The following is a 19,247-nucleotide window of genomic DNA, read 5'->3' on the forward strand; positions in this document are numbered from 1 at the left end:
GCGTGCTTCTGGTCGGTAGTGAAGTGCTTCCGGTTCGAAACACGAACAGGCATAACGAAATCCATGATGGACCTTCCCCCGCACTGCACCGGCTCCAGCAACAGGGAACCTGTCACACAACAGCCTGACACACAGGGAAGTTCCGGCGAACTCGCAGGATTCCAGCGAACTCGGGCGTGGGCGAAGCTTTAGGCGGTGGTCCCCGGTTCGTCGTCGATATCCGGGCCTTCTGCCGCATCCTGGGAATGGGCCCGGTCGTCAAAGGGTTCAGCCGTTGCGTCGCCCTCGGCGGGGGTCTCGCTGTGGGCGCGTTCCGGCGCCTGTGAGTCCTGGCTCATGTCCGCTCCTCTGCTGCGAATCCTGCGGTGGATTGTCGACTATTGATCATCTAGCTCCCGCAGTCACAGGGCTGTCAAGGCCTTCCGGATCCGTGCGGTGTCAGAGCGGTGCCCGGCCGGCCGGGCGGCTGGAATCCCTTTTGGGTTCCTTGCGGGGGCGCAGGGCATAGTCGCGCGCCCGTTTGCTGGAGAGTGCCAGAAGCAGCAGGATGTCCAGCGTCAGGCCGGGCAGATTGGACACCAGCGTGATGTCGGGACCGCCGTGGAGGACGTCGAAGGCCTGGATGCAGATGGCGCCCGTGCTGAGCGCCATGGCCAGTGTCCGGGCCCAGTTCCGGCCGAGGAACACAAACCAGGCCAGCAGGACGTAGGCCAGGGCAAAGATCAGGACCAGCACCGTTGCGATGCTGACGGCCACTTCAGCCTGGGCCTCCGTGATTCCCAGGCCGGTTGCGGGCCGCACCAGGGATCCGACGTGCGCGTCCCGGAAGACCACCGTTGAGATGGCGAGCAGGACTGCCGCCACCGCACGGGCGCCGACGAAGATTGCACCGACGATGGTGGGCGCCGGGCGCCTGTTCCTGCTGTCGCCCGGAAGCCTGCCGCCTGGAGTAGTTTCAGTTGGAGAAGTGTCGCCTGGAGACGTGTCCGTTGGAGGCAAGGCCGCCAGCGCCGCCGCGGTCTGCCTGAGATCCACGATCGGGAGGTCGCCGTCGGTGGTGATGGTGTCGCCTCCGCCGTTGCGTGCGTGATAGCCGGTCGAAAAGTCACGGATCACGCGGAGCTCGGCCGCGGGGTCTGCCTGGGTGATGGCTCCGACCACGTGGTCGCGTTCGGCATCGGTGTTCTGAGCAATCTTGTGGGTGATCTGCAGGGTAAAAAGGGACAGCCCGACGCTGCGGTCATACGTGCCGGCAGCCAACCAGTCCACGGCGAGGCCGCCGGGGAGCAGCCAGCCGGGCGGACAGCGCCAGAATCGGACGTGGTGCCGCTTGCCCGGGGTGCCATCAACTTCCTGCTGATAGGCAAAATCCTGTTGGCGGCCGAACAGGAACAGGGGACTCACCGGGGCCTCGAGGTAGCTGCGGCGCAGCAGCGTGGAGGAGACGATCCGCCGGCTGCTGGCCAGTGTCACGTCATCGGCCAGCGTCCAGCCCGCGGCCTGCATGACGCCGTGCACCTGCGGCCCGGATCCCAGCAGGGCCACGTTCACGGGATCGCCGAGAAGCCCGTCGCTGGTTCGCGCCCGGCCGATGAAGTAGTCGGGTACGTAGAGCCGGGTCAGGATTCTGTGCAGCCGGGGTAGCACCAGATAGGCGAGCAGAGCCCAGAAGACGAAGATGAACCAGACCTGTCCCCAGCCCCATTGGAAGCTCAGTTCTAACAGCAGCGAGGTCAGCCACACGGCCGCGACGCCACCCACTACGAAGAAGATGGTGTCCAGCAGGGAGTACGGCACCGCGTCGGCGGGGGCGGTGACCTCAACCGCGGCCTTGGTCATGGCCGTCATGTTACGCGCACCGGCGGCAGTTGGCTCGAAAGATGACGGCCCAAAGGTTGACCCGGCCGCAGGTCTCTCGCGGCCGGGTCGTCCTTGCTGGTCCTCAGAAGCTGGTGGTCTGGGTCAGGTAGCCGTAGTACTTCGAGCTGATGGGGTGGACGGGATCGCCTTCGAAGCCGTAGTCGTGGTGGCGCTTGGTGTATCCCTTCGTCAGGGACAAGTACTGTTCCATGACGTGCTCGGCTGATCCCGTGCAGGCCTTCTGGCTGATGCACAGGGCCACGGACCCTGCCACGGCCGGGCTGGCGAAGCTGGTGCCGTGGTTGATGCCGTACCCGCCCCCGGGAACGGTGGAGAGGATGCACTCGCCGGGGCCGGAGACCGTGTGGGCCTTGTCGTCGCTCGTGGTGGCGAAGTTAGAGAAGAATGCCGGATCGTCATCCTTTTGTCCGTACTTCGAAAAATCCGTGGTGCCGCAGGTTGGGGCGGCGAGGCCGCCGGGCTTCCCGTCGAAGTCGCCCATGGCGGTGGCGGTCAGCACCTGGTCGTAGGTGGCGGGCACTGTGTTCGCGAAGTCCTCACCGGCGTTGCCGGCCGCGACAGCGTAGGTGACACCGGCGCGGACTGAGCGGCAGATGGCGTAGTGCATCGGGTCCGTGCCCTTGCCGCAGTTAGGCGTGTCCGCGGCGCCGCCCGCGATGCTGATGTTGGCCACCGCGATGTCGTTGTCCGGGTCATCGTCCTTCTGTGTGGACGTCACCCAGTCGATGGCGCAGATCAGGCTCTGCTCGGAGATCAGGCCGTTGTCGTCAACCACCCGTACGGACCACAGCGGGGTGCCGGGGGCTGTCCCGATGACGCCCAGACGGTTGTTCTTGGCGCCGATGACACCCGCGACAAATGTTCCGTGCCCCAATACGTCAATGGGTGTCACGTCCACAGGTGAGCCGGACTGGCAGTCAACGCCGCCCTTGACGTTCAGGTCCGGGTGGGTGGCATCGATGCCGCTATCGATCACGGCGACGTTGACGTTGATCCGTGAAGGCCCCTTGTCGAGCGCCTTCCGGACGTCTGAGTCCGTTCCGGCGATCCGCTCCCGCCAGAACGGTGTCTCCTGGCTGGCCGCGGATCCCAGATCCCGCGGCTGCTGGAAGGTCCGGCCCGCAGTGACGAAATCGACGTTGGGGTCGGCCTGAAGGCGTTTCGCCTGCGCCGCCGTCAGGGTGGCAGAGTAGCCGTTCACGGCGTTGCGGTAGACCTTCGACGCCGTGAATCCGTAGGCGCTTTGCTGGGCGGCCGCCGCCGCCCCGGCGTCCACGACGCCGTCCTTGAGCACCACAATGTAGCTTTGCCCCGTTTCAGCCGCCGACGAGGGGGCAGCCGCCACCAGGGAAAAGCCGGAAACCAGCGCAAGGACACTCAGCGAGGCCAGCGCACGCCGAAAGGGGAGCCTGTCCCGTCTGGGAAGGGCGCTTCGCCGGTGTCTGCGCGGGACCCGCGCCACCGATGTTAGCTGCGGGTTTGACGCCTTGCGGCTGGCTTGGCTGAACATCGTGGCCTCCCATTAAGCGAGTTCGCTAATTCGAGTGCCCCCGCCCATATCTTAAGCCTCCGGCCGCGTCTTACACCCGGGCCCTTTGAAAAAACTTGTGCAGCCCCGCTGCGCGTCGGTTGGGGAGCCCGCGGCCTCAGACCAGGCTGTCTTCCTTCACGGGCGCGCTCGCCGGTCCCCGGCCAGCCGCGTGGGCCGACGCCGCAGCCTGCACGGACTGTCCGGCGCGCCCGGGGTGTCCGGCGTGTCCGGCGTGGTGGCCGAACGGATTGAACCGGCTGAAACCGAGCTCGGCAAAGGCATAGGCGGTCTCGGCGTGCTCGGACCGGTCCACTCCGGCGAGTTCGTCCTCGCGGCTGACCCGGAACCCGAGCGTCTTGTGGATGGCGAGACCGATCACGGCGGTCCCGAGGCCTGACACCGCCACGGTGATGAGCACGGCCACGGTCTGAGCGATGACCTGGTGCAGCCCGCCGCCGTAGAACAGGCCGCCGCCTGCGCCGTCCACGGGCAGGGCGATGAAGCCCAGCGCCAGGGTTCCAATGAGGCCGCCGCCGAGGTGGACGCCGACGACGTCGAGCGAGTCATCGAAGCCGAACTTGAACTTCAGGTCCACGAACACCGCGCAGGCCGCACCGGCCACGAAGCCCAGGCCCAGCGCGGCGAGGGGGCTGATGTTGGCGCACGACGGCGTGATCGCCACCAGGCCGGCAACGGCGCCGGACGCCGCACCCAGGGAGGTGGGGTGGCCGTGGCGGACCTTTTCCACCACGAGCCAGCTGATCATGGCCGCGGCGGGAGCGGCCAGGGTGTTCACCCAGATCAGGCCGGCCTGTTCCACGGTGCTGGCGGCGCCGGCGTTGAAGCCGAACCAGCCGAACCACAGGATGCCCGCGCCGAGCATGATGAAGGGGATGTTGTGCGGCCGGTGGCCGGGGTCCTTGCCGAAGCCGTGCCGGTTGCCCAGGATCAGGACCAGTACCAGCGCCGCAGTGCCGGAGGCGATTTCCACCACGGTGCCGCCGGCGAAGTCGATGACCTGGCCGAAGACGGCACTCACGGCACCGCCGGCGCTCATGAGGCCGCCGCCCCAGACCATGAAGGCCAGCGGGCAGTAGACGAGGGTGATCCAGATGGGAACGAACAGGGCCCAGGAAGTGAATTTCGCGCGGTCCGCGATGGCGCCGCTGATGAGGGCCACGGTGAGGATGGCAAACGTGGCGCTGTAGCCGGCCTTGATCAGGTCGGGCGAGCCGATGACGTTGCTCAGGCCGAAACTGGCGAACGGGTTGCCGAAGACGCCCAGGACGCCCTGCCCGGTGGTCATCGAGTAGCCCCAGAGGACCCACACCACGCCGACGATCCCGATGGAGACGAAGCTCATCATCATCATGTTCAGTGAGGCCTTGGCCCGGGTCATGCCGCCGTAAAAGAGGCCAAGAGCCGGGGTCATCAGCAGAACGAGCGCCGCCGAAAAAATCATCCAGACGCTTCCAGCAGTGAGTTCCACCGGGGGTCCCTTCTCGTCATTCTTCCTTTGCCGGGACACGTCGCCACCGGCCCCCCGATCCGGATTTAATCCTCGCGGAGCCATGTTTCCGGCAGTGGGGCGGAAAGTTGCGGGCACGTTACAGGAATCGCGACGGCGTGAAGTTCGCGTGACCGGCATGTTTCAGGCATGTAAACGGTGTCTCTTGCGGACGCCTTGCCCCGTGCTGGACGCTGGCGCCGCAAGGGCGGAACGGCGGGGGCTGCGGGAGAATGCTTTGCCGGCCGGCAGTGAGGCGCCGCCGCGGCGGATTTTTGGCGTCACTGTGCGCTAGGGGAGGGTCCCTCCCCTGGCGGGAGAGTGCTCCCACTGTCGGGCAGGGGCCGCGGTCAGCCCGGTCCGCTGGCCTGCTCGAGCGGGATCTCCAGGCAGCGGCCGGACGAGTTCCAGCCACTGGGCGTGCCGAGGTGCCGGCTCAGCCGCTGCATCCGGGCGGCAATATCGGGCCCCGCCCCGCGGGCCAGCCGGGCCTGGAATCCGGTGATGACCGTGGGATGCAGCCTCAGCATGCGGGGTTCGCCGCCGTCGGTATCGAGCATGAAGACGAAGGAGTGGTCATTGTGCTCTGCCGGGTCCACGGCGTAGTCGTCTACGAAGTCCCCGGCGCTGAATATGATGGGCCGGTTCCGGTGGATCCCGACGCCGCGGAAGACATGCGGGGAGTGGCCGAAGACGACGTCGGCGCCGGCGTCGATGAGGTCCCGGGCGAGATCCTGGTGCCGGGCCGGGACGTCGGAACCCCAATTGCCTCCCCAATGGGCCGAGACGATCAGCAGCTGGACGCGGGCCTTGGTCCGCCGGACCAGGTCCAGCAGGTCGTCCAATCGGGCGGCACCGTCCCGGCCGCCGCCGCCGTTCGCGGGAAAGCCCTTCAGTGGAACGTACTCCACGGGAACGTAGTGGACTCCCGGGGCCGTGGGGCCGGCCTCCCAGTCGGGCTGGTTGTCAGTGAAGGCAATGACGCCGACGGCGGTGGTGCCCACGCGCCGCACGGCCGGCCGGCGGGCTGCGTCCAAGTCAAGGCCGGCCCCGGCATGCAGGATGCCGCGGCCAGCCAGTACCGGAAGCATTTCCCGGAACGCGTCCTGGCCGTAATCCAGGACGTGATTGTTGGCGAGCGAGACGACGTCGATCCCGGCCGCGAGGAGGCTGGCGACATTCTTCGGGTCGGAGCGGAAGGTGAAGACCTTGCCGGGCTCGGGCTCGCCGCCGGTCGCCAGGACGCATTCGAGGTTGGCGATGCGGAGGTCCGCCTGCCGGAGGACCTCCAGCGTATCGCCCCACGGGTAGGCCGGCCCGGCCGTTGCCAGGTGCATGTCCACCAGGCGGCCCAGCATGACGTCTCCCAGCAGCGCAATCCGCATGGCCAACCGGTCCGTCAGGTCATGGCCGGGGCTAGCTTTGGTAGCCCTCGACCTCGCTGACCGGCCGCACCTCCGCCTCGTCGGGGTTCTCTCCGTAGTCCTTTTTGGCGCGCCGCTGGCGGAGCAGGTCCCAGCACTGATCCAGCTGCTCCTCCACCTGCTGCAGCCTCAGGACGTTGGGGGCTCCCGTCCCGGCCGGGGCGGAGCCTTCGCGGAGGCTGTGTTCTTCCGCCACGAGTTCCTTGATGCGCTCCAGGATGTCCTGGTTGTCCACGGTGTCCTCTTTTCGTCCGACGGCGGCGGTCCCCCTCCGCAGGTCCCTTCCCAGCCTACGGAGGGGGAGGGACCCTGAACAGGGGTTCCCGCGGCACACCCGCCTGCGGCACGGTCTTGGCTAGGTCCTTGGCCTAGCCAAGGAGTTCGTCCGGGTAACACCAGCGCCAGTCCTCGCCCGGCTCGATGCTGCGCATGACGGGGTGGCCGCTGGCTTTGAAGTGTTTGTAGGCATGGGTTCCGGACGAGGAATCGCAGCAGGCCACGTTGCCGCACTGCACGCACATCCGCAGGTGAACCGTCGTCGTCCCTTCCTGCACGCACGCGGCGCAGAAGGGATCGGCCGGAACAGCCTGGTCCTGGGCCGATTCCAGGTGCGGGCACACGCCGCGGGGACGGGCGATCCCCTCGCCGCCGCTGCCGCCGTCAGCGTCTGGTTCTTCCAGTGTGGCGTCCAGCATGGACTCTTCGACATCGAGGCGGTCAAGGACGTTAAGCAGGACCTCGTGCGCGTATCCGCCGCCGCGCCGCAGCTCGAGGACCTTGGCGCGCTCGGCGTCCAGCATCGCCAGCCGCAGCTGGGCGTAGCGCTGGCTGGGGGTGACCGATTCCGCGATGGGCCGTCCCAGCCGCTCCCACGCGGCCAGCCCGCGCTCCTGGGTGCGCCGCTTCAGCATCGCCACAACCTCCGGGGGGTCGGCGTCCGAGCGCAGCTCCCGGAGCCGCTGCACGCCCGCCGCCGTCGCCATCTGCATGAGCGACGCCTCGTTGAGCGCGTCCTCGCGCGCGTCCGGTCCCTTCAGGCGCAGCAGCCGGACCAGGGCCGGGAGCGTCAGGCCCTGCAGGGTCAGCGTGCCGGCCACCACCACGAGGGCCATGAGGATCAGGACGGACCGGTGCTCCAGCGCTGCCGGCAGGACCAGGACGGCGGCAAGGGTCACCACGCCGCGCATGCCGGCCCAGGAGACAATCACCGGAACCTTCCAGGACGGCCGGGGATCCTTGCGCCCGACCGCGGGAATGAGCCTCGGCAGGTACGTTGCGGGGAAGACCCAGACCGGGCGCAGGACCAGCACGGCCAGCAGCACCGCGGCGCAGCCGAGCCAGATCCGTTCCGGGCCCAGCGAGTCATCCCGGACGCCCTCGATGATGGTCCGGACCTGCAGCCCGATCAGGAGGAAGACAGAATTTTCCAGCAGGAACTGGACCGTGTGCCAATTGCTGCGCTGGCTCAGCCGGGCGGCCCCGTTCGGCATGGACGGCGCCTTGGTCCCCATGATCAGGCCGGTGACGACGACGGCCAGCACGCCTGAAGCGTGGATCGCTTCCGCCGGGAGGTAGGCCACGAGCGGGGCAATCAGGGAAATGGAGGTGTTGATGGCCACGTTGCGGATCCGCTTGCGGAGCGAGGTCAACACGAAAGCCGCGGCAATGCCCACCACCAGGCCCCCGCCGGCAGCCAGGACGAAGCCGCCGGCGATCTCCGCCGCGGACACCGTTCCGGCGATGGCCGCGATGGCAGCGCGCAGGCAGACCAGCGCCGTGGCGTCGTTGACCAGCGACTCGCCTTCCAGGATGGTGACAATCCGCCGGGGCATGCCCACCTTTCGCGCGATGGCGGTCGCAGCCACGGCATCCGGCGGTGCGACGACGGCGCCCAGGGCCATGGCCGCCGCCAGCGGGATCTCGGGAAACAGCCAGGCGACCACCAACCCGATGCAGACGGTGCCGAAGATGACATAGCCCACCGACAGCAGGCCGATGGCGCGGCGGTTGGAACCGAAATCGAACAGCGAGGTCTGCAGTGCCGCCGCGTAGAGCAGCGGCGGCAGCAGCCCGACCAACACGAGCTCGGGGTTCAGCTCGATGGTCGGGACGAAGGGGAGGAAGGAACATCCAACGCCGGCCAGCACCAGCAGGAGTGGGACGGAGACGTTGATTTTGTGCCCCAGCGCGCTGCAGGCGCACACAACGGCGACCAGGGCCAGCAGCCCGAAAGCGACTTCCATTGGCCTATTCTGCCAGCTTCGGGTCCGTCGCCGGAGACCCCCGCGTCATATCATCAGCCGAGGCGGACGCCGCCGACTTCCACGCCCTGGTCATTCCCGGACCGCGTTCCCATGCAAGCAGCCGACGGCGGTATCGGCCGCCGTCGGACGCCTCCCGCTCGTTCATTTGTTGCTTTGTCTTCTTTTGTTTTGAACTTCCGCCGGGCACCTACCCACGCTGCCGGTTATGCGGCAGGATATGCCCTGTACGTGCACCGTCGTCGTTGCCGCCCGGCCGGCGCCCCCAAGCAGCAAGGAGATTTCGGACATGACCACGCTCAATCCCTACCTCGGGTTCCGCGACACCGCGAAAGATGCCATGACCTTCTACCAGACCGTATTCGGCGGGGAACTGACCATGAGTACCTTCGCCGAGTACCACGCCAGCGAGGACCCGGCCGAGCAGGAAAAGATCATGCACGCCCAGCTCAGGACGGACGGCGGCATGGTTCTCATGGGAGCGGACACACCCAACAGCATGGACTACACCCCAGGCAACAACTTCTCCGTGTCCCTCAGCGGGGCCGACGAAGCCGAACTCCGCGGCTACTTCGACAAGCTGGCCGACGGCGGCACCGTCGCGATGCCGCTCGAGAAGGCACCCTGGGGCGACATCTTCGGCATGTGCAAGGACAGGTTCGGCGTGGACTGGCTGGTGAACGTCGGTTCCGAGCCCGCCTAGGAAGGGCCGACGCCGGCGGCCCGACCCGCGCCGGTTAGAGCTATCCTGATTCCAGCCAGGACAGTGCAGGCTCGAGTCCGTCCGCCTGGCCCAGAGAGGCATGTAATGACCGAGAAGCTACACCTCAGTCCGGACGATGAATTCCCCGAGGACCTCACCAAGGTTGCGGACAAGGATCTTCAGGTCCTCGACAGCCAAGTCCAGCGCCAGCTGGATTATGAGTACGTATCGGAGGGGGAGCCGAATCCGGAGACGGAATTCCGGCACTATGACCTCGATGAGGAGTTCGAAGAGCGGGACAAGCGGGACACCTGAACACCTGAACACCTGAACACCTGAACACCAGGGAAGGTCCCGGGCGGATCGGGTGTCTAGCCCGGTCCTGTCCGCACTGGCTGGTCCGGGACCGGGCTAGACCTCGAAGTGGGTCCGGGTAGGGCCTTGGCCGAGCGACTCGACCACTCCGGCCGCGACGGCGTGGAGCTTGATGTTCCGGGCGCTTGACGCCGACTTCAGGAGCTCAAACGCCTCCACCTGGCTGCAGCGGTTCTGCGCCATGATGATGCCGACGGCTACGTCGATCGCGGTTCGGGTTTCCAGGCTGGCCTTGAGGTTGGCGGCCGTCTCGCTGCTGTTCGCAAACCGGACCGCGAGCCGCAGGGCCATGGATGTCTGGTGGACAAACTCACGGGCCAGTTCCGTGGCACGGTCATCGAATCGGCCGGGCCGGTGCGAATACAGGTTCAAGGCGGCGCGGGTTTCGCCGTCGAGCAGGAACGGCAGCGCCAGGATGGACCGGAAGCCGTGTCCACGCACCGTCGAGGCGTACTGCGGCCAGCGACCATCGAGATCCAGGTCCTCAACGTAGACCGTTTCCTGTTCCCGGGACGCCGTCATGCATGGGCCGTCGCCGAAGGTGTACTGGATTTCGTCCATTGCCTGCGCGGCGGGGCTGCTGCTGGCGACGGTGGCCGCCTTCCGCTGCCGCAGGAGCGTGATGCCGCAGAGGATCTCGTCCCCCGGCTCGGAGAGGCTGCGCGCGGACACCCGCGCGAGCCCGGCGAGGAAGTCCTCGACGTCGGAGCTGCTGAGCACCAGTTCATGCAACTGCTGGTTTATTGAATTTGCGGTTGACTCGCTGACCACTTGTCTGTTGTGCCGTTTCACTCAGGTCAAGACGACCCGGCGGCGCTTCCCACCGCGGCAAGGGGCGGATACGGCAGCGGCCGGATCGAAGAACAATCCAACGGCTCGCTGCAAAACCGTACCGAGAGAGTATATACATCCGAAAACATATACATCCGAAAACGCGGTTCCACACACAGGGCTCGGATCCAGAGGCCGCTGAACCGTTCGTCCCGGGCATAGGCTGTGCCTTAGGCGAAATGTCGTGAACGGATTCCGAATGCCAGACCTCGATGTCAAGGACTCTCACTCCGCACCACTGGCGATCTCCCGCGCCGCGGGCCGGCCAGTTGCCACCATACTGGGAGAGCTAGGCTCGGGCGAGAACGGACTGACCGGTGCCGAAGCGGCCAAGCGCCTCACGGAACTGGGGCCGAATGCGGTGCGGACCCACATGGCCAGCGGGTGGTCGGTGCTGGGCCGGCAGTTGGCCAGCCCCATCCTGATCCTTCTGCTCATCACCGCGGGGCTATCCCTGTTCCTCGGGGACGCCACGAACGCGATCGTCATCGGAGTGATCCTGCTGGTCAGCGTCGGGCTGGGGTTCAGCAACGAATTCCGGGCCGAACGCGCAGCGGAGGCCTTGCATTCGCGCGTCACGCACCGCGCCGTCGTCGTCCGCGACGGAAGACCAGGTGAAATCAACGTCACCGCGCTGGTGCCCGGCGACGTCGTCCGCCTCGGGATCGGCGCGATCATTCCGGCCGACATGCGGGTGCTGACTGCGAAGGATCTCGTGTGCGATGAAAGCATTCTGACCGGGGAATCGCTGCCGGTTGCCAAGGATGCGGCGCCGGTACCGCAGGATGCGCCGCTGGCGGAGCTGAGCAGCTGCCTCTTCATGGGGACCGTGATCCAGTCCGGCAGCTGCACCGCGGTGGTGGTCGCCACCGGAGGCCGGGCGGAATTCGGCCGGATCGCATTGGGCCTGGGTGAGCGGCAGCCGCAGACCGAGTTCCAGCTGGGGTTGAAACGCTTCTCCTTTCTGCTGTTGCAGGTGGCCATCGGGCTGACGTCGCTGATCTTCGTCGCGAACCTGCTGCTGCACCGGCCCCTGATCGAATCGCTGCTGTTCTCCTTGGCGATCGCGGTCGGCATCACCCCGCAACTGCTGCCCGCGGTGGTGAGCACCAGCCTGGCCACGGGCACCCGGCAGCTGGCACGGCGCAAGGTCCTCGTGAAGCGCCTGGTCTGCATCGAGGATTTGGGCGACATGGACATCCTGGTCACGGACAAGACGGGGACGCTGACCGAGGGCCGGATCAGTTTCAGCGGCGGGCTGCCCGCCGGCCCCGGCGTCCCGCCCGCCGAACTGCTCACGCTCGGGCTGCTGGCCACGGAGGCGGACTACGCCGAGGCGAGGCTCTCCACCGTGGGCCTGAACTCGCTGGATGCGGCCCTGTGGGAGTCCTCCGGCGCCGCGGCCTTCCGGCCGGAACGGTACGAACGCCTGGACGTCCTTGACTTCGACCACCAGCGGCGCCGGACCAGCGTGTTGGTGCGCGAAGCCGGCGGCCCTGCCCGCATCATCACGAAAGGCTCGCCGGAGGATGTCTTGGCCCTCTGCGTGGGCACGCCGGCGGACGTGCAGGCGATGCTGGACAAGCAATTCGACGCCGGATCCCGGGTGGTGGCCGTCGGAACCCGGCCCGCGGACGGGCTGGTGGACCTGACGCCGGCCGACGAGAAGGACCTGGTCCTGGCCGGGTTCCTCATCTTCCTGGACCGGCCGAAAGTCAGCGCCCGGGCCTCCCTGGACCAGCTTGAGGCGCTCGGCATCATGGTCAAGATCGCCACCGGAGACAACGCCAGGGTCGCCGAAAAGGTCTGCGACGAACTCGGTGTCCTCTCCGGCGGTACGCTCAGCGGCGCCGCGGTGGAGGCCATGTCCGATCCCGAGCTGGCCGCGGCGGCCCGGGAGGCCAGCATTTTTGCACGCGTTTCGCCCGAGCAGAAGGCCCGGATCATCAGGCTGCTGCGGCAAAGCGGCGGTGCCGTCGGGTTCATGGGCGACGGCGTCAACGACGCCCTGGCCCTGCACGCCGCGGACATTGGCATCTCAGTCGACAGCGCCACCGACGTCGCCAAGGACGCCGCCGACGTCGTGCTGCTCGACAAGGACCTGGGGGTCCTGGCCGAGGGCGTCATGGAAGGCCGGCGGATCTTCGCCAACACCATCAAATACGTCCTGATGGGCACGTCCAGTAACTTCGGCAACATGTTCAGCGCGGCCACGGCCTCCGTGCTGTTGAGTTTTTTGCCCATGCTGCCGGGCCAGATCCTGCTCAACAACCTGCTCTACGATGCCGGCCAGCTGGCCATTCCGGGCGACCGGGTGGACAAGGAACAGTTGGTGGCGCCGTCGCATTGGGACATCGGCTTCATCCGGCGTTTCATGTTCCTGTTCGGCCCCATCAGCTCCATCTTCGACTTCGCGACCTTCGCACTCATGCTCTTCGTCTTCGACGCGGTTCCCGGCGAATTCCGGGCCGGCTGGTTCATCGAGTCGATCGTCACGCAGACGCTGATCATCTTCGTCATCAGGACCCGGCGCGTACCCTTTTTCCGGAGCAGGCCGTCGGCGGGCCTCGTATGTGCATCCGTGGGCGTGGTGGCAATCGGGGTGTACCTGCCGTTCTCGCCCCTGGCCGGCGTGCTGGGCTTCGACCCGCTGCCGGTCCCATTCTTCCTCGCGTTGCTCGGGATGGCAGTGGTGTACCTGGTGCTGGTGGAACTGGCGAAAGTCTGGTTCTACACGCGCGCCGCACAGCAGCCTCGCCCACCCCGGCCGGCCCCGCTTAGGCACCGCGGCCGGACCCACCGCATTGCCCGGCGGGCCGCCCGCTTCAGCATCCCCGCGGCCACGCCGCTGCTCGTCAACCGGGGCCCAGGAAGGCGCCGCTGGCGCCTCAACCGCGGCCCGGGAAGGCGCCGCTGGCGCAAAATCGGGCATTAAGGCCCTCACTGCGCTTCGGCGGCGGGCGGATAGTTGGAGGGAGCGGCCATCTGGTCCATTCCGGGCGTGGGGAGCCTGCAGGAGCGCGCCAGTTCAGCACCCGACTGATGGCCGATGGCCGACGCCTCGACTGGAAAGCCATAACCCATGAGCATCTTTGAAGACAGGGTCGACGCCGGCAGGCAGCTCGGCCGGCGTCTTGCGGAACTGCGTGGCCAGGACATCGTGGTCCTCGGCCTGCCGCGCGGCGGCGTGCCGGTCGCCTTTGAGGTCGCCGCCGCCCTGGACGCTCCCCTGGACGTGATCGTGGTGCGGAAACTTGGCCTTCCCTACCAGCCCGAGCTCGCCATGGGAGCGATCGGTGAGGGCGGCGCGAAAGTCCTGGACGAGCAGGTCCTGGCCCATTCGCGGATCACCCCACAGGAGCTGCAGGCCGTCGAGGAGCACGAACGAGCCGCCCTGGAAAACAGGGTGGTCCTGTTCCGGAAGGGCCGGACGCGGCACGACCTGACCGGACGCGTCGCGGTGATCGTCGACGACGGGATCGCCACCGGGTCCACCGCCCGGGCTGCCTGCAGGGTCGCCCGCAAACAGGGGGCGGCACGGGTGATCCTGGCCGTTCCGGTTGCCCCGGCGGAGACCCTCGCCAACCTGAGCGAGCCGGATGAAGTCGTATGCCTGGCCACGCCGCGCCAGTTCACCGCCGTCGGCTACCACTACCGGGATTTCTCGCCGACGGACGACGACGAGGTGATCCGCCTGCTCGACCTGGCGGCCAAACGCCTTGAGACCGCGCCGTCGCCATTCCGGACCGCGGCGGGGGCCCGCGCCGACGCCGCTGCCGACGTCGACGAGGAGGTGGAGATCCCGTCCCGCGCGATGCGGCTCCAGGCCCAGCTGCACCTTCCCGTGCCGGCCCGGGCCGTGGTGCTGTTCGCCCATGGCAGCGGCAGCAGCCGCCACAGCCCCCGGAACCGGTATGTGGCCGGTGTCCTGCAGCAGGCCGGGCTCGGCACGCTGCTGCTGGACCTGCTGACCACCGCGGAGGAGCGCAACCGCGCCAACGTCTTCGACATCGAGCTCCTGGCCCGCAGGCTGTCCTCGGCAACGGACTGGCTGTCCACCCGGGCAGACACTGCCGCGTGCGCCGTGGGCTACTTCGGCGCGAGCACGGGCGCCGGGGCCGCGCTGTGGGCGGCGTCGGAGCCGTCAGCGCGGATCTCGGCCGTGGTGTCGCGCGGCGGACGCCCCGACCTCGCCGGCCCGCGGTTGTCCGCCGTGAGTGCGCCAACGCTCCTGATCGTGGGCAGCCTGGATCACGAGGTCCTGGAGCTCAACCGGCGGGCGAAGGCCATGATGCGCTGCCCCAGCCAGCTCGCGGTCGTGCAGGGGGCCACGCACCTGTTTGAAGAACCCGGCACGCTCGCGGCGGCGGCCATCCTGGCCCGGGACTGGTTTGTCGACTACCTGCTGCCCCTGGGCACTCCCAGCCCGCGGGCCGCGGGTGTTTGAGGGGAGCCGGGAAGGGCAACCGGGGAGTGCAGCCGCAGGTGCCTACGCGCCCGGCGCCCTAGCGCCGGCGGCCCTCTGCCCTGGAGCGGATACCCAGGAGCATTCGCCGCTCCATCAGGAACTGCGCCGGTTCCAGCAGCGTGCGCAGGGCCACTCCCTCGGCCACGGGCGAATAGTCGTACCGCGTGCGGGACAAGAGCCTGGTGGCCCGGGGCCCCGCGGGCCGCAGCACGAACGTCCAGCCGACGTCCAGGCGTGGTCCGGTTGGACGCATTCCGGCCGGCGACATCTTTCCCGTACGCAAATCGAAGGATCCGCCCAGCCCCAGCACAGCTTCGGCCTCGAGAAGCCTGACCGGCAGGCCGCCGTCGGGGGACAGCGGAACGGTGTCGCCTACCACCAGGTGCTGCAGCTCGGGGCGAATCCTGTCGGCACTCCGTATGCCCAGGCCCGCGGCGTTTTCCAGCCAGTCGTAGGAGTAGAAGCCGCCGCGCCCGGCGCCCAGCTGGACCAGCCAGGGCCAGACTTCTGACGCCGGCGCCGCAATGGTCACCGCGCGGGTGGTCTGCATGCGCGGGCCGGGGACCATCTCGTCCCCGGCGAGCGGTCCGGCGGCCTCCTGGGTGGTGGCACCCCAGCGCAGGAGCCGTGGACGCAGAGCCAGGACGTAAGCGGCCCCGGCAGCTGCCGCGACAAGCGCCGCGAGCGGTCCGCGCATCTGGCCGGGGGCGTGCTTGGCCGGCCGGGTTGCCGGCGGAGTTCCGGGGTGGTTCATTCGGCGGTCCGGTGGACCTGGTGGCAGGGATGATGCCGGTCCGCGCCCGCAACATCGCGCTGGTCACCGTTCATGGCCCCCAGCCTCCCGCCTGGTCCGGGAACTGCCTAGGGCCGAAAGTCATGCGGGCCGGCCCGACGGCGGCACGGCGGCCGGCCGCCGTCGACCGCCGTCGACCGCCGGGCGGATCCTGGCTTGCCGGAAGATGGAACGCGAGGGGCTGGGCACCGCGCCCGCCTCCCCATAGGGTGGAACGGTGACTGCCGGCACCGGACCAGGTGCCGGACCACTTGCCGGACCATGACGGTCAGCAGAGCCTGCCACCCGAGGAGTACCTGATGAAAGTTGCTGTTACCGGAGGAAGCGGAAAGCTGGGACGAAGCGTCGTGCGGCGCCTCAGCGCCGACGGGCACGACGTGACCAACCTGGACCGGACGGGCGTGCGTGGCCGCGCGTTCACGCAGGTGGACCTGCGCAACTACGGCCAGGTGGTGGATGTGATCCTTGGCCTGGACGACCGCCACGCCGGCTTTGACGCCGTGGTGCATCTGGCCGCGATTCCGGCGCCGGGGATTGCCCCGGATGCCGCCACGTTCGAGAACAACATGCTCTCCACCTACAACGTGTTCCAGGCCGCCCGCCGGGCCGGGGTCAAGAAGATCGTCTACGCCTCCAGTGAGACTGTGCTGGGGCTGCCGTTCGACGTCGATCCGCCTTACATCCCGGTGGACGAGGACTACCCGGCACGGCCGGAAAGCACCTACTCCCTGGTCAAGCACCTGGAGGAGCAGATGGCCATCCAGCTGACGCGCTGGGACCCGGAGCTGAGCATCACCGGCCTGAGGTTCTCCAATGTGATGGACCCGGAGGACTATGAGGAGTTCCCGTCCTTCGACCACGACGCCACAATGCGCAAGTGGAACCTCTGGGGCTACATTGATGGCCGGGACGGCGCGCAGGCCGTGGCCCGGGCCCTGGAGCACGCCAAGCCGGGCTTCGAGGCGTTCATCATCGCCAACGAGGACACCGTGATGAGCCGCTCCAGCGCCAGCCTCGCCGCCGAGGTGTTCCCCAACGTCACGGTGGTCAAGGACCTTGGCGAGCACGAGACCATGCTGTCGATCGACAAGGCCAAGCGGCTGCTGGGCTACGCGCCCGAGCACAGCTGGCGGACCTACCACTCGTTGCGCACCACCCCCACAGAAGACTGACCCCAACCTGAGGAGTCCCATGCAATACCGCACCCTGGGCAACAGCGGCGCCGTCGTCTCCAGCTTTGCGCTGGGCACCATGACCTTCGGCGCCGAGGCCACCGAGGACCAGTCCCGGGCCATCCTGGATGACTACTTCGCGGCGGGCGGCAACTTCATTGACACAGCCGACGTCTACAGCTCCGGGGCGTCGGAGGAAATCATCGGCCGGTGGCTGGCCGACCGGGCAGAGGTCCGGGACCGGGCTGTAGTGGCCACGAAGGGCCGCTTCCCGATGGGCCAGGCCCCCAACGACGTCGGGACCTCCCGCCGGCACCTGGTCCGGGCGCTGGATGACTCGCTGCGCCGGCTCGGCGTCGAGCAGATCGACCTCTACCAGCTGCACGCATGGGATCCCGTCACTCCCCTCGAGGAGACCCTCCGGTTCCTGCACGACGCCGTCACCAGCGGAAAGATCGCCTACTACGGCTTCTCCAACTTCCTGGGCTGGCAGTTGACCAAGGCTGTCCATGTGGCCAGGGCCCATGGCTGGAGCGCGCCGGTGACCCTGCAGCCGCAGTACAGCCTGCTGGTCCGCGACATCGAATCCGAAGTGGTTCCGGCCTCGCTCGACGCCGGAATCGGACTGCTGCCCTGGTCTCCGCTGGGCGGAGGGTGGCTCTCCGGCAAGTACAAGCGCGACGAGCCGCCGGCCGGGGCCACCCGCCTTGGCGAAAATCCGAAGCGCGGGATGGAAGCCTGGGAGGCCGGGAACGCCGATCCGCGCACCTGGGAGGTGATTGCCGAGCTGGAGGAAACCGCCGGGCGGCACGGCGTGAGCCCGGCCCAGGTGGCGCTGGCCTGGCTCGCGGACCGGCCCGCCGTCACCTCGGTGATCCTGGGCGCCCGCAGCACAGGTCAGCTGGCGGACAATCTCGCGGCAGCGGATCTCACGCTCACCGCGGGCGAGACGGAGCGCCTGACCGAGGTCAGCCGGCCGCGCGTCGGCGTCTATCCGTACGGGCCCATGGCCCAGGAACAGCGCAGCCGGAAACTCGAGGGCGGCCGCTAACCGGACAATGCGCTAGCCAGACAAGGAGTTAACCGGACAATGCCGGGTCACTTCGCGCCGGTCCAGATGGTCCAAAGTCAATTGGTCGTTGCAACATCGGGGTTTAGGCCGCGGTGGCGATTAGTTGGCGCATGCGTTGCTTTGGGGTTTCGAGGTCCAGGGTGGGCCGGGGCCGGTTGTTGAGTTTGTCGGCGATGGTGTTGAGGTCCTCGGCGGAGTAGACGCCGGCGTCCAGGGCCATGCTGATGCGGGGGTACTCGACCATTTCGGTGCCGCGGTCCCAGGTCACGGTTTTGATCAGATGCTCCGGGAGCCGGCGCATCTGGGTGATCATCGCGTCGGCGACTTCCTGGGCGGTGTGCCGTCCGGGCAGGTGCAGCAGGACGGTGTACCGGGTGGTGCGCTCGACCAGCGTGCCGATGGCACTGCGGCCGTCCTTGCCGATGATGAGATCGCCTTCCCAGTGCCCGGGCACGGCCCGGTCATCGGCCTCCGCGGGGCGTTCTGAGATCTTCGGAGCATCCTTGTAGTGCTGGCCTGCGTTTCCGTGGGGCCGCTCACCGCGGGGCGTCCGTTTGCTCCGGCTGGTGCTTAGGCACCGGTAGAGATCCTTGCGGAGTTCGCCCCGGCCCTGGACGTAGAGGCTCTGATAGATCGTTTCGTGGCTGATCTGCATGCTCTCATCGTGACCGAAGGTTTGCTTCAGAACCAAGGACACCAGCTTCGGGGACCACCCGTCGTCCATCGCGTCCTCGACGAATTTGACCAGCTCCGGGTTCTGGAGCCGGAACGCCTTGGGGCGCCGGGCGCGCTGATGGGTCCATATCTGTGCCACATCGGCCTGATACGACCCATCAGCGCCCCGGTTACGACGGACCTCCCGCCATACAACCGACCGGTCCCTGCCGATTTCGCGGGCGATCGCGGCGACCTTGGCGCCCTCGCGGACCCGGATCATAATCACCGCCCGGTCCACCAGATCAAGCCGGTTGGACCCCGGGCGGACAGCCGGGACCGGGCCCGCCTCAACACCGCCGTCAACACCCATCCGCATCCGCATGCCGCCAGTCTTGCCCAGCCACCGCTGCGTACTACTGCGCCACACCCCAATCCGGGCAGAGGCTTGCGTGACCGCCATCCCCTGCCGCAGAAGTGAAAAGAACTCATCCTTCAGCGCATCGGGCGCCCGATAACCACTCGGCATGGCAACCTCCAAAAATCAGATGTTGCAACGACCGTATGATTCTGCG

General features: G+C 67.8%; 16 protein-coding genes. 6 read left to right on the forward strand and 10 right to left on the reverse strand.

The genetic code is table 11. The features are described from left to right. Nucleotides 1-188: 188 nt before the first annotated feature. The 7 genes from AB4089_RS22325 to AB4089_RS22355 form a co-directional block, all read right to left on the reverse strand. A complete protein-coding gene (locus AB4089_RS22325) occupies nt 189-338 on the reverse strand; it encodes a hypothetical protein (protein ID WP_441411460.1) in 150 nt (49 codons plus the stop codon). Nucleotides 339-438: 100 nt separating this feature from the next. Continuing rightward, a complete protein-coding gene (locus AB4089_RS22330) occupies nt 439-1,839 on the reverse strand; it encodes an LssY C-terminal domain-containing protein (RefSeq protein WP_441411461.1) in 1,401 nt (466 codons plus the stop codon). A 103-nt stretch (nt 1,840-1,942) separates the two neighbouring features. Further along, nucleotides 1,943-3,226, reverse strand: coding sequence for a S8 family serine peptidase (locus tag AB4089_RS22335; protein WP_441411462.1), 1,284 nt, complete (start codon nt 3,224-3,226; stop codon nt 1,943-1,945). Between the two features lie 301 nt (nt 3,227-3,527). After that, nucleotides 3,528-4,874, reverse strand: a complete 1,347-nt coding sequence (locus AB4089_RS22340) for an ammonium transporter (RefSeq protein ID WP_441411475.1) — start codon at nt 4,872-4,874, stop codon at nt 3,528-3,530. 395 nt (nt 4,875-5,269) lie between these two features. Further along, complete coding sequence (locus tag AB4089_RS22345) at nt 5,270-6,304, reverse strand: CapA family protein (RefSeq protein ID WP_441411463.1); 1,035 nt, start codon at nt 6,302-6,304, stop codon at nt 5,270-5,272. A 31-nt stretch (nt 6,305-6,335) separates the two neighbouring features. Then, nucleotides 6,336-6,578, reverse strand: coding sequence for a DUF2630 family protein (locus AB4089_RS22350; RefSeq protein ID WP_441411464.1), 243 nt, complete (start codon nt 6,576-6,578; stop codon nt 6,336-6,338). Nucleotides 6,579-6,711: 133 nt separating this feature from the next. Beyond that, on the reverse strand, nt 6,712-8,586 hold the full coding sequence (locus AB4089_RS22355) for a Na+/H+ antiporter (RefSeq protein WP_441411465.1): 1,875 nt from the start codon (nt 8,584-8,586) through the stop codon (nt 6,712-6,714). A 307-nt stretch (nt 8,587-8,893) separates the two neighbouring features. On the opposite strand from AB4089_RS22355, the gene AB4089_RS22360 reads away from it, so the two are divergent. Together AB4089_RS22360 and AB4089_RS22365 are read left to right on the forward strand one after the other, a co-directional pair. After that, nucleotides 8,894-9,307, forward strand: a complete 414-nt coding sequence (locus AB4089_RS22360) for a VOC family protein (protein ID WP_441411466.1) — start codon at nt 8,894-8,896, stop codon at nt 9,305-9,307. A gap of 105 nt (nt 9,308-9,412) precedes the next feature. Further along, nucleotides 9,413-9,622 (forward strand): hypothetical protein, encoded by a 210-nt coding sequence (locus AB4089_RS22365; RefSeq protein WP_441411467.1) that lies wholly within the window; start codon nt 9,413-9,415, stop codon nt 9,620-9,622. A 96-nt stretch (nt 9,623-9,718) separates the two neighbouring features. On the opposite strand, the gene AB4089_RS22370 is transcribed toward AB4089_RS22365, so the two are convergent. Next, the gene (locus AB4089_RS22370) at nt 9,719-10,453 is read right to left on the reverse strand and encodes a GAF and ANTAR domain-containing protein (RefSeq protein ID WP_441411468.1); all 735 of its coding nucleotides are present in this window, start codon (nt 10,451-10,453) and stop codon (nt 9,719-9,721) included. A 259-nt stretch (nt 10,454-10,712) separates the two neighbouring features. Between AB4089_RS22370 and mgtA the strand changes: the two genes are divergently transcribed. Together mgtA and AB4089_RS22380 are read left to right on the forward strand one after the other, a co-directional pair. Further along, nucleotides 10,713-13,448 carry a magnesium-translocating P-type ATPase gene (gene mgtA / locus AB4089_RS22375; RefSeq protein WP_441411469.1) on the forward strand — a complete coding sequence of 912 codons (2,736 nt, stop codon included), beginning with the start codon at nt 10,713-10,715 and terminating at the stop codon, nt 13,446-13,448. Between the two features lie 147 nt (nt 13,449-13,595). Continuing rightward, nucleotides 13,596-14,960, forward strand: a complete 1,365-nt coding sequence (locus AB4089_RS22380) for a phosphoribosyltransferase family protein (protein WP_441411470.1) — start codon at nt 13,596-13,598, stop codon at nt 14,958-14,960. A gap of 58 nt (nt 14,961-15,018) precedes the next feature. Here AB4089_RS22380 and AB4089_RS22385 read toward each other — a convergent pair whose 3' ends face one another. Then, nucleotides 15,019-15,735, reverse strand: coding sequence for an SRPBCC family protein (locus tag AB4089_RS22385; RefSeq protein WP_441411471.1), 717 nt, complete (start codon nt 15,733-15,735; stop codon nt 15,019-15,021). Nucleotides 15,736-16,073: 338 nt separating this feature from the next. Here AB4089_RS22385 and AB4089_RS22390 point away from each other — a divergent pair, with 338 nt between their 5' ends. Together AB4089_RS22390 and AB4089_RS22395 are read left to right on the forward strand one after the other, a co-directional pair. After that, on the forward strand, nt 16,074-16,946 hold the full coding sequence (locus tag AB4089_RS22390; protein WP_441411472.1) for an NAD-dependent epimerase/dehydratase family protein: 873 nt from the start codon (nt 16,074-16,076) through the stop codon (nt 16,944-16,946). A gap of 19 nt (nt 16,947-16,965) precedes the next feature. Continuing rightward, nucleotides 16,966-17,997, forward strand: coding sequence for an aldo/keto reductase (locus AB4089_RS22395; RefSeq protein WP_441411473.1), 1,032 nt, complete (start codon nt 16,966-16,968; stop codon nt 17,995-17,997). A 103-nt stretch (nt 17,998-18,100) separates the two neighbouring features. Here AB4089_RS22395 and AB4089_RS22400 read toward each other — a convergent pair whose 3' ends face one another. Next, nucleotides 18,101-19,201 (reverse strand): IS30 family transposase, encoded by a 1,101-nt coding sequence (locus AB4089_RS22400; RefSeq protein WP_441411474.1) that lies wholly within the window; start codon nt 19,199-19,201, stop codon nt 18,101-18,103. Between the last annotated feature and the right edge of the window lie 46 nt (nt 19,202-19,247).

It is taken from the genome of Arthrobacter sp. 2MCAF15, assembly GCF_052115605.1.
Lineage (GTDB): Bacteria > Actinomycetota > Actinomycetes > Actinomycetales > Micrococcaceae > Arthrobacter.

What these genes read in the sequence shown, in the direction of transcription:
- AB4089_RS22340 (WP_441411475.1), bottom strand. Translation starts at nt 4,874, where the DNA reads ATGATTTTTTCGGCGGCGCTCGTTCTGCTGATGACCCCGGCTCTTGGC.
- AB4089_RS22395 (WP_441411473.1), top strand. Translation starts at nt 16,966, where the DNA reads ATGCAATACCGCACCCTGGGCAACAGCGGCGCCGTCGTCTCCAGCTTT.
- AB4089_RS22385 (WP_441411471.1), bottom strand. Translation starts at nt 15,735, where the DNA reads ATGAACCACCCCGGAACTCCGCCGGCAACCCGGCCGGCCAAGCACGCC.
- AB4089_RS22365 (WP_441411467.1), top strand. Translation starts at nt 9,413, where the DNA reads ATGACCGAGAAGCTACACCTCAGTCCGGACGATGAATTCCCCGAGGAC.
- AB4089_RS22355 (WP_441411465.1), bottom strand. Translation starts at nt 8,586, where the DNA reads ATGGAAGTCGCTTTCGGGCTGCTGGCCCTGGTCGCCGTTGTGTGCGCC.
- mgtA (WP_441411469.1), top strand. Translation starts at nt 10,713, where the DNA reads ATGCCAGACCTCGATGTCAAGGACTCTCACTCCGCACCACTGGCGATC.
- AB4089_RS22345 (WP_441411463.1), bottom strand. Translation starts at nt 6,304, where the DNA reads ATGCGGATTGCGCTGCTGGGAGACGTCATGCTGGGCCGCCTGGTGGAC.
- AB4089_RS22325 (WP_441411460.1), bottom strand. Translation starts at nt 338, where the DNA reads ATGAGCCAGGACTCACAGGCGCCGGAACGCGCCCACAGCGAGACCCCC.
- AB4089_RS22380 (WP_441411470.1), top strand. Translation starts at nt 13,596, where the DNA reads ATGAGCATCTTTGAAGACAGGGTCGACGCCGGCAGGCAGCTCGGCCGG.
- AB4089_RS22390 (WP_441411472.1), top strand. Translation starts at nt 16,074, where the DNA reads ATGAAAGTTGCTGTTACCGGAGGAAGCGGAAAGCTGGGACGAAGCGTC.
- AB4089_RS22330 (WP_441411461.1), bottom strand. Translation starts at nt 1,839, where the DNA reads ATGACCAAGGCCGCGGTTGAGGTCACCGCCCCCGCCGACGCGGTGCCG.
- AB4089_RS22360 (WP_441411466.1), top strand. Translation starts at nt 8,894, where the DNA reads ATGACCACGCTCAATCCCTACCTCGGGTTCCGCGACACCGCGAAAGAT.
- AB4089_RS22400 (WP_441411474.1), bottom strand. Translation starts at nt 19,201, where the DNA reads ATGCCGAGTGGTTATCGGGCGCCCGATGCGCTGAAGGATGAGTTCTTT.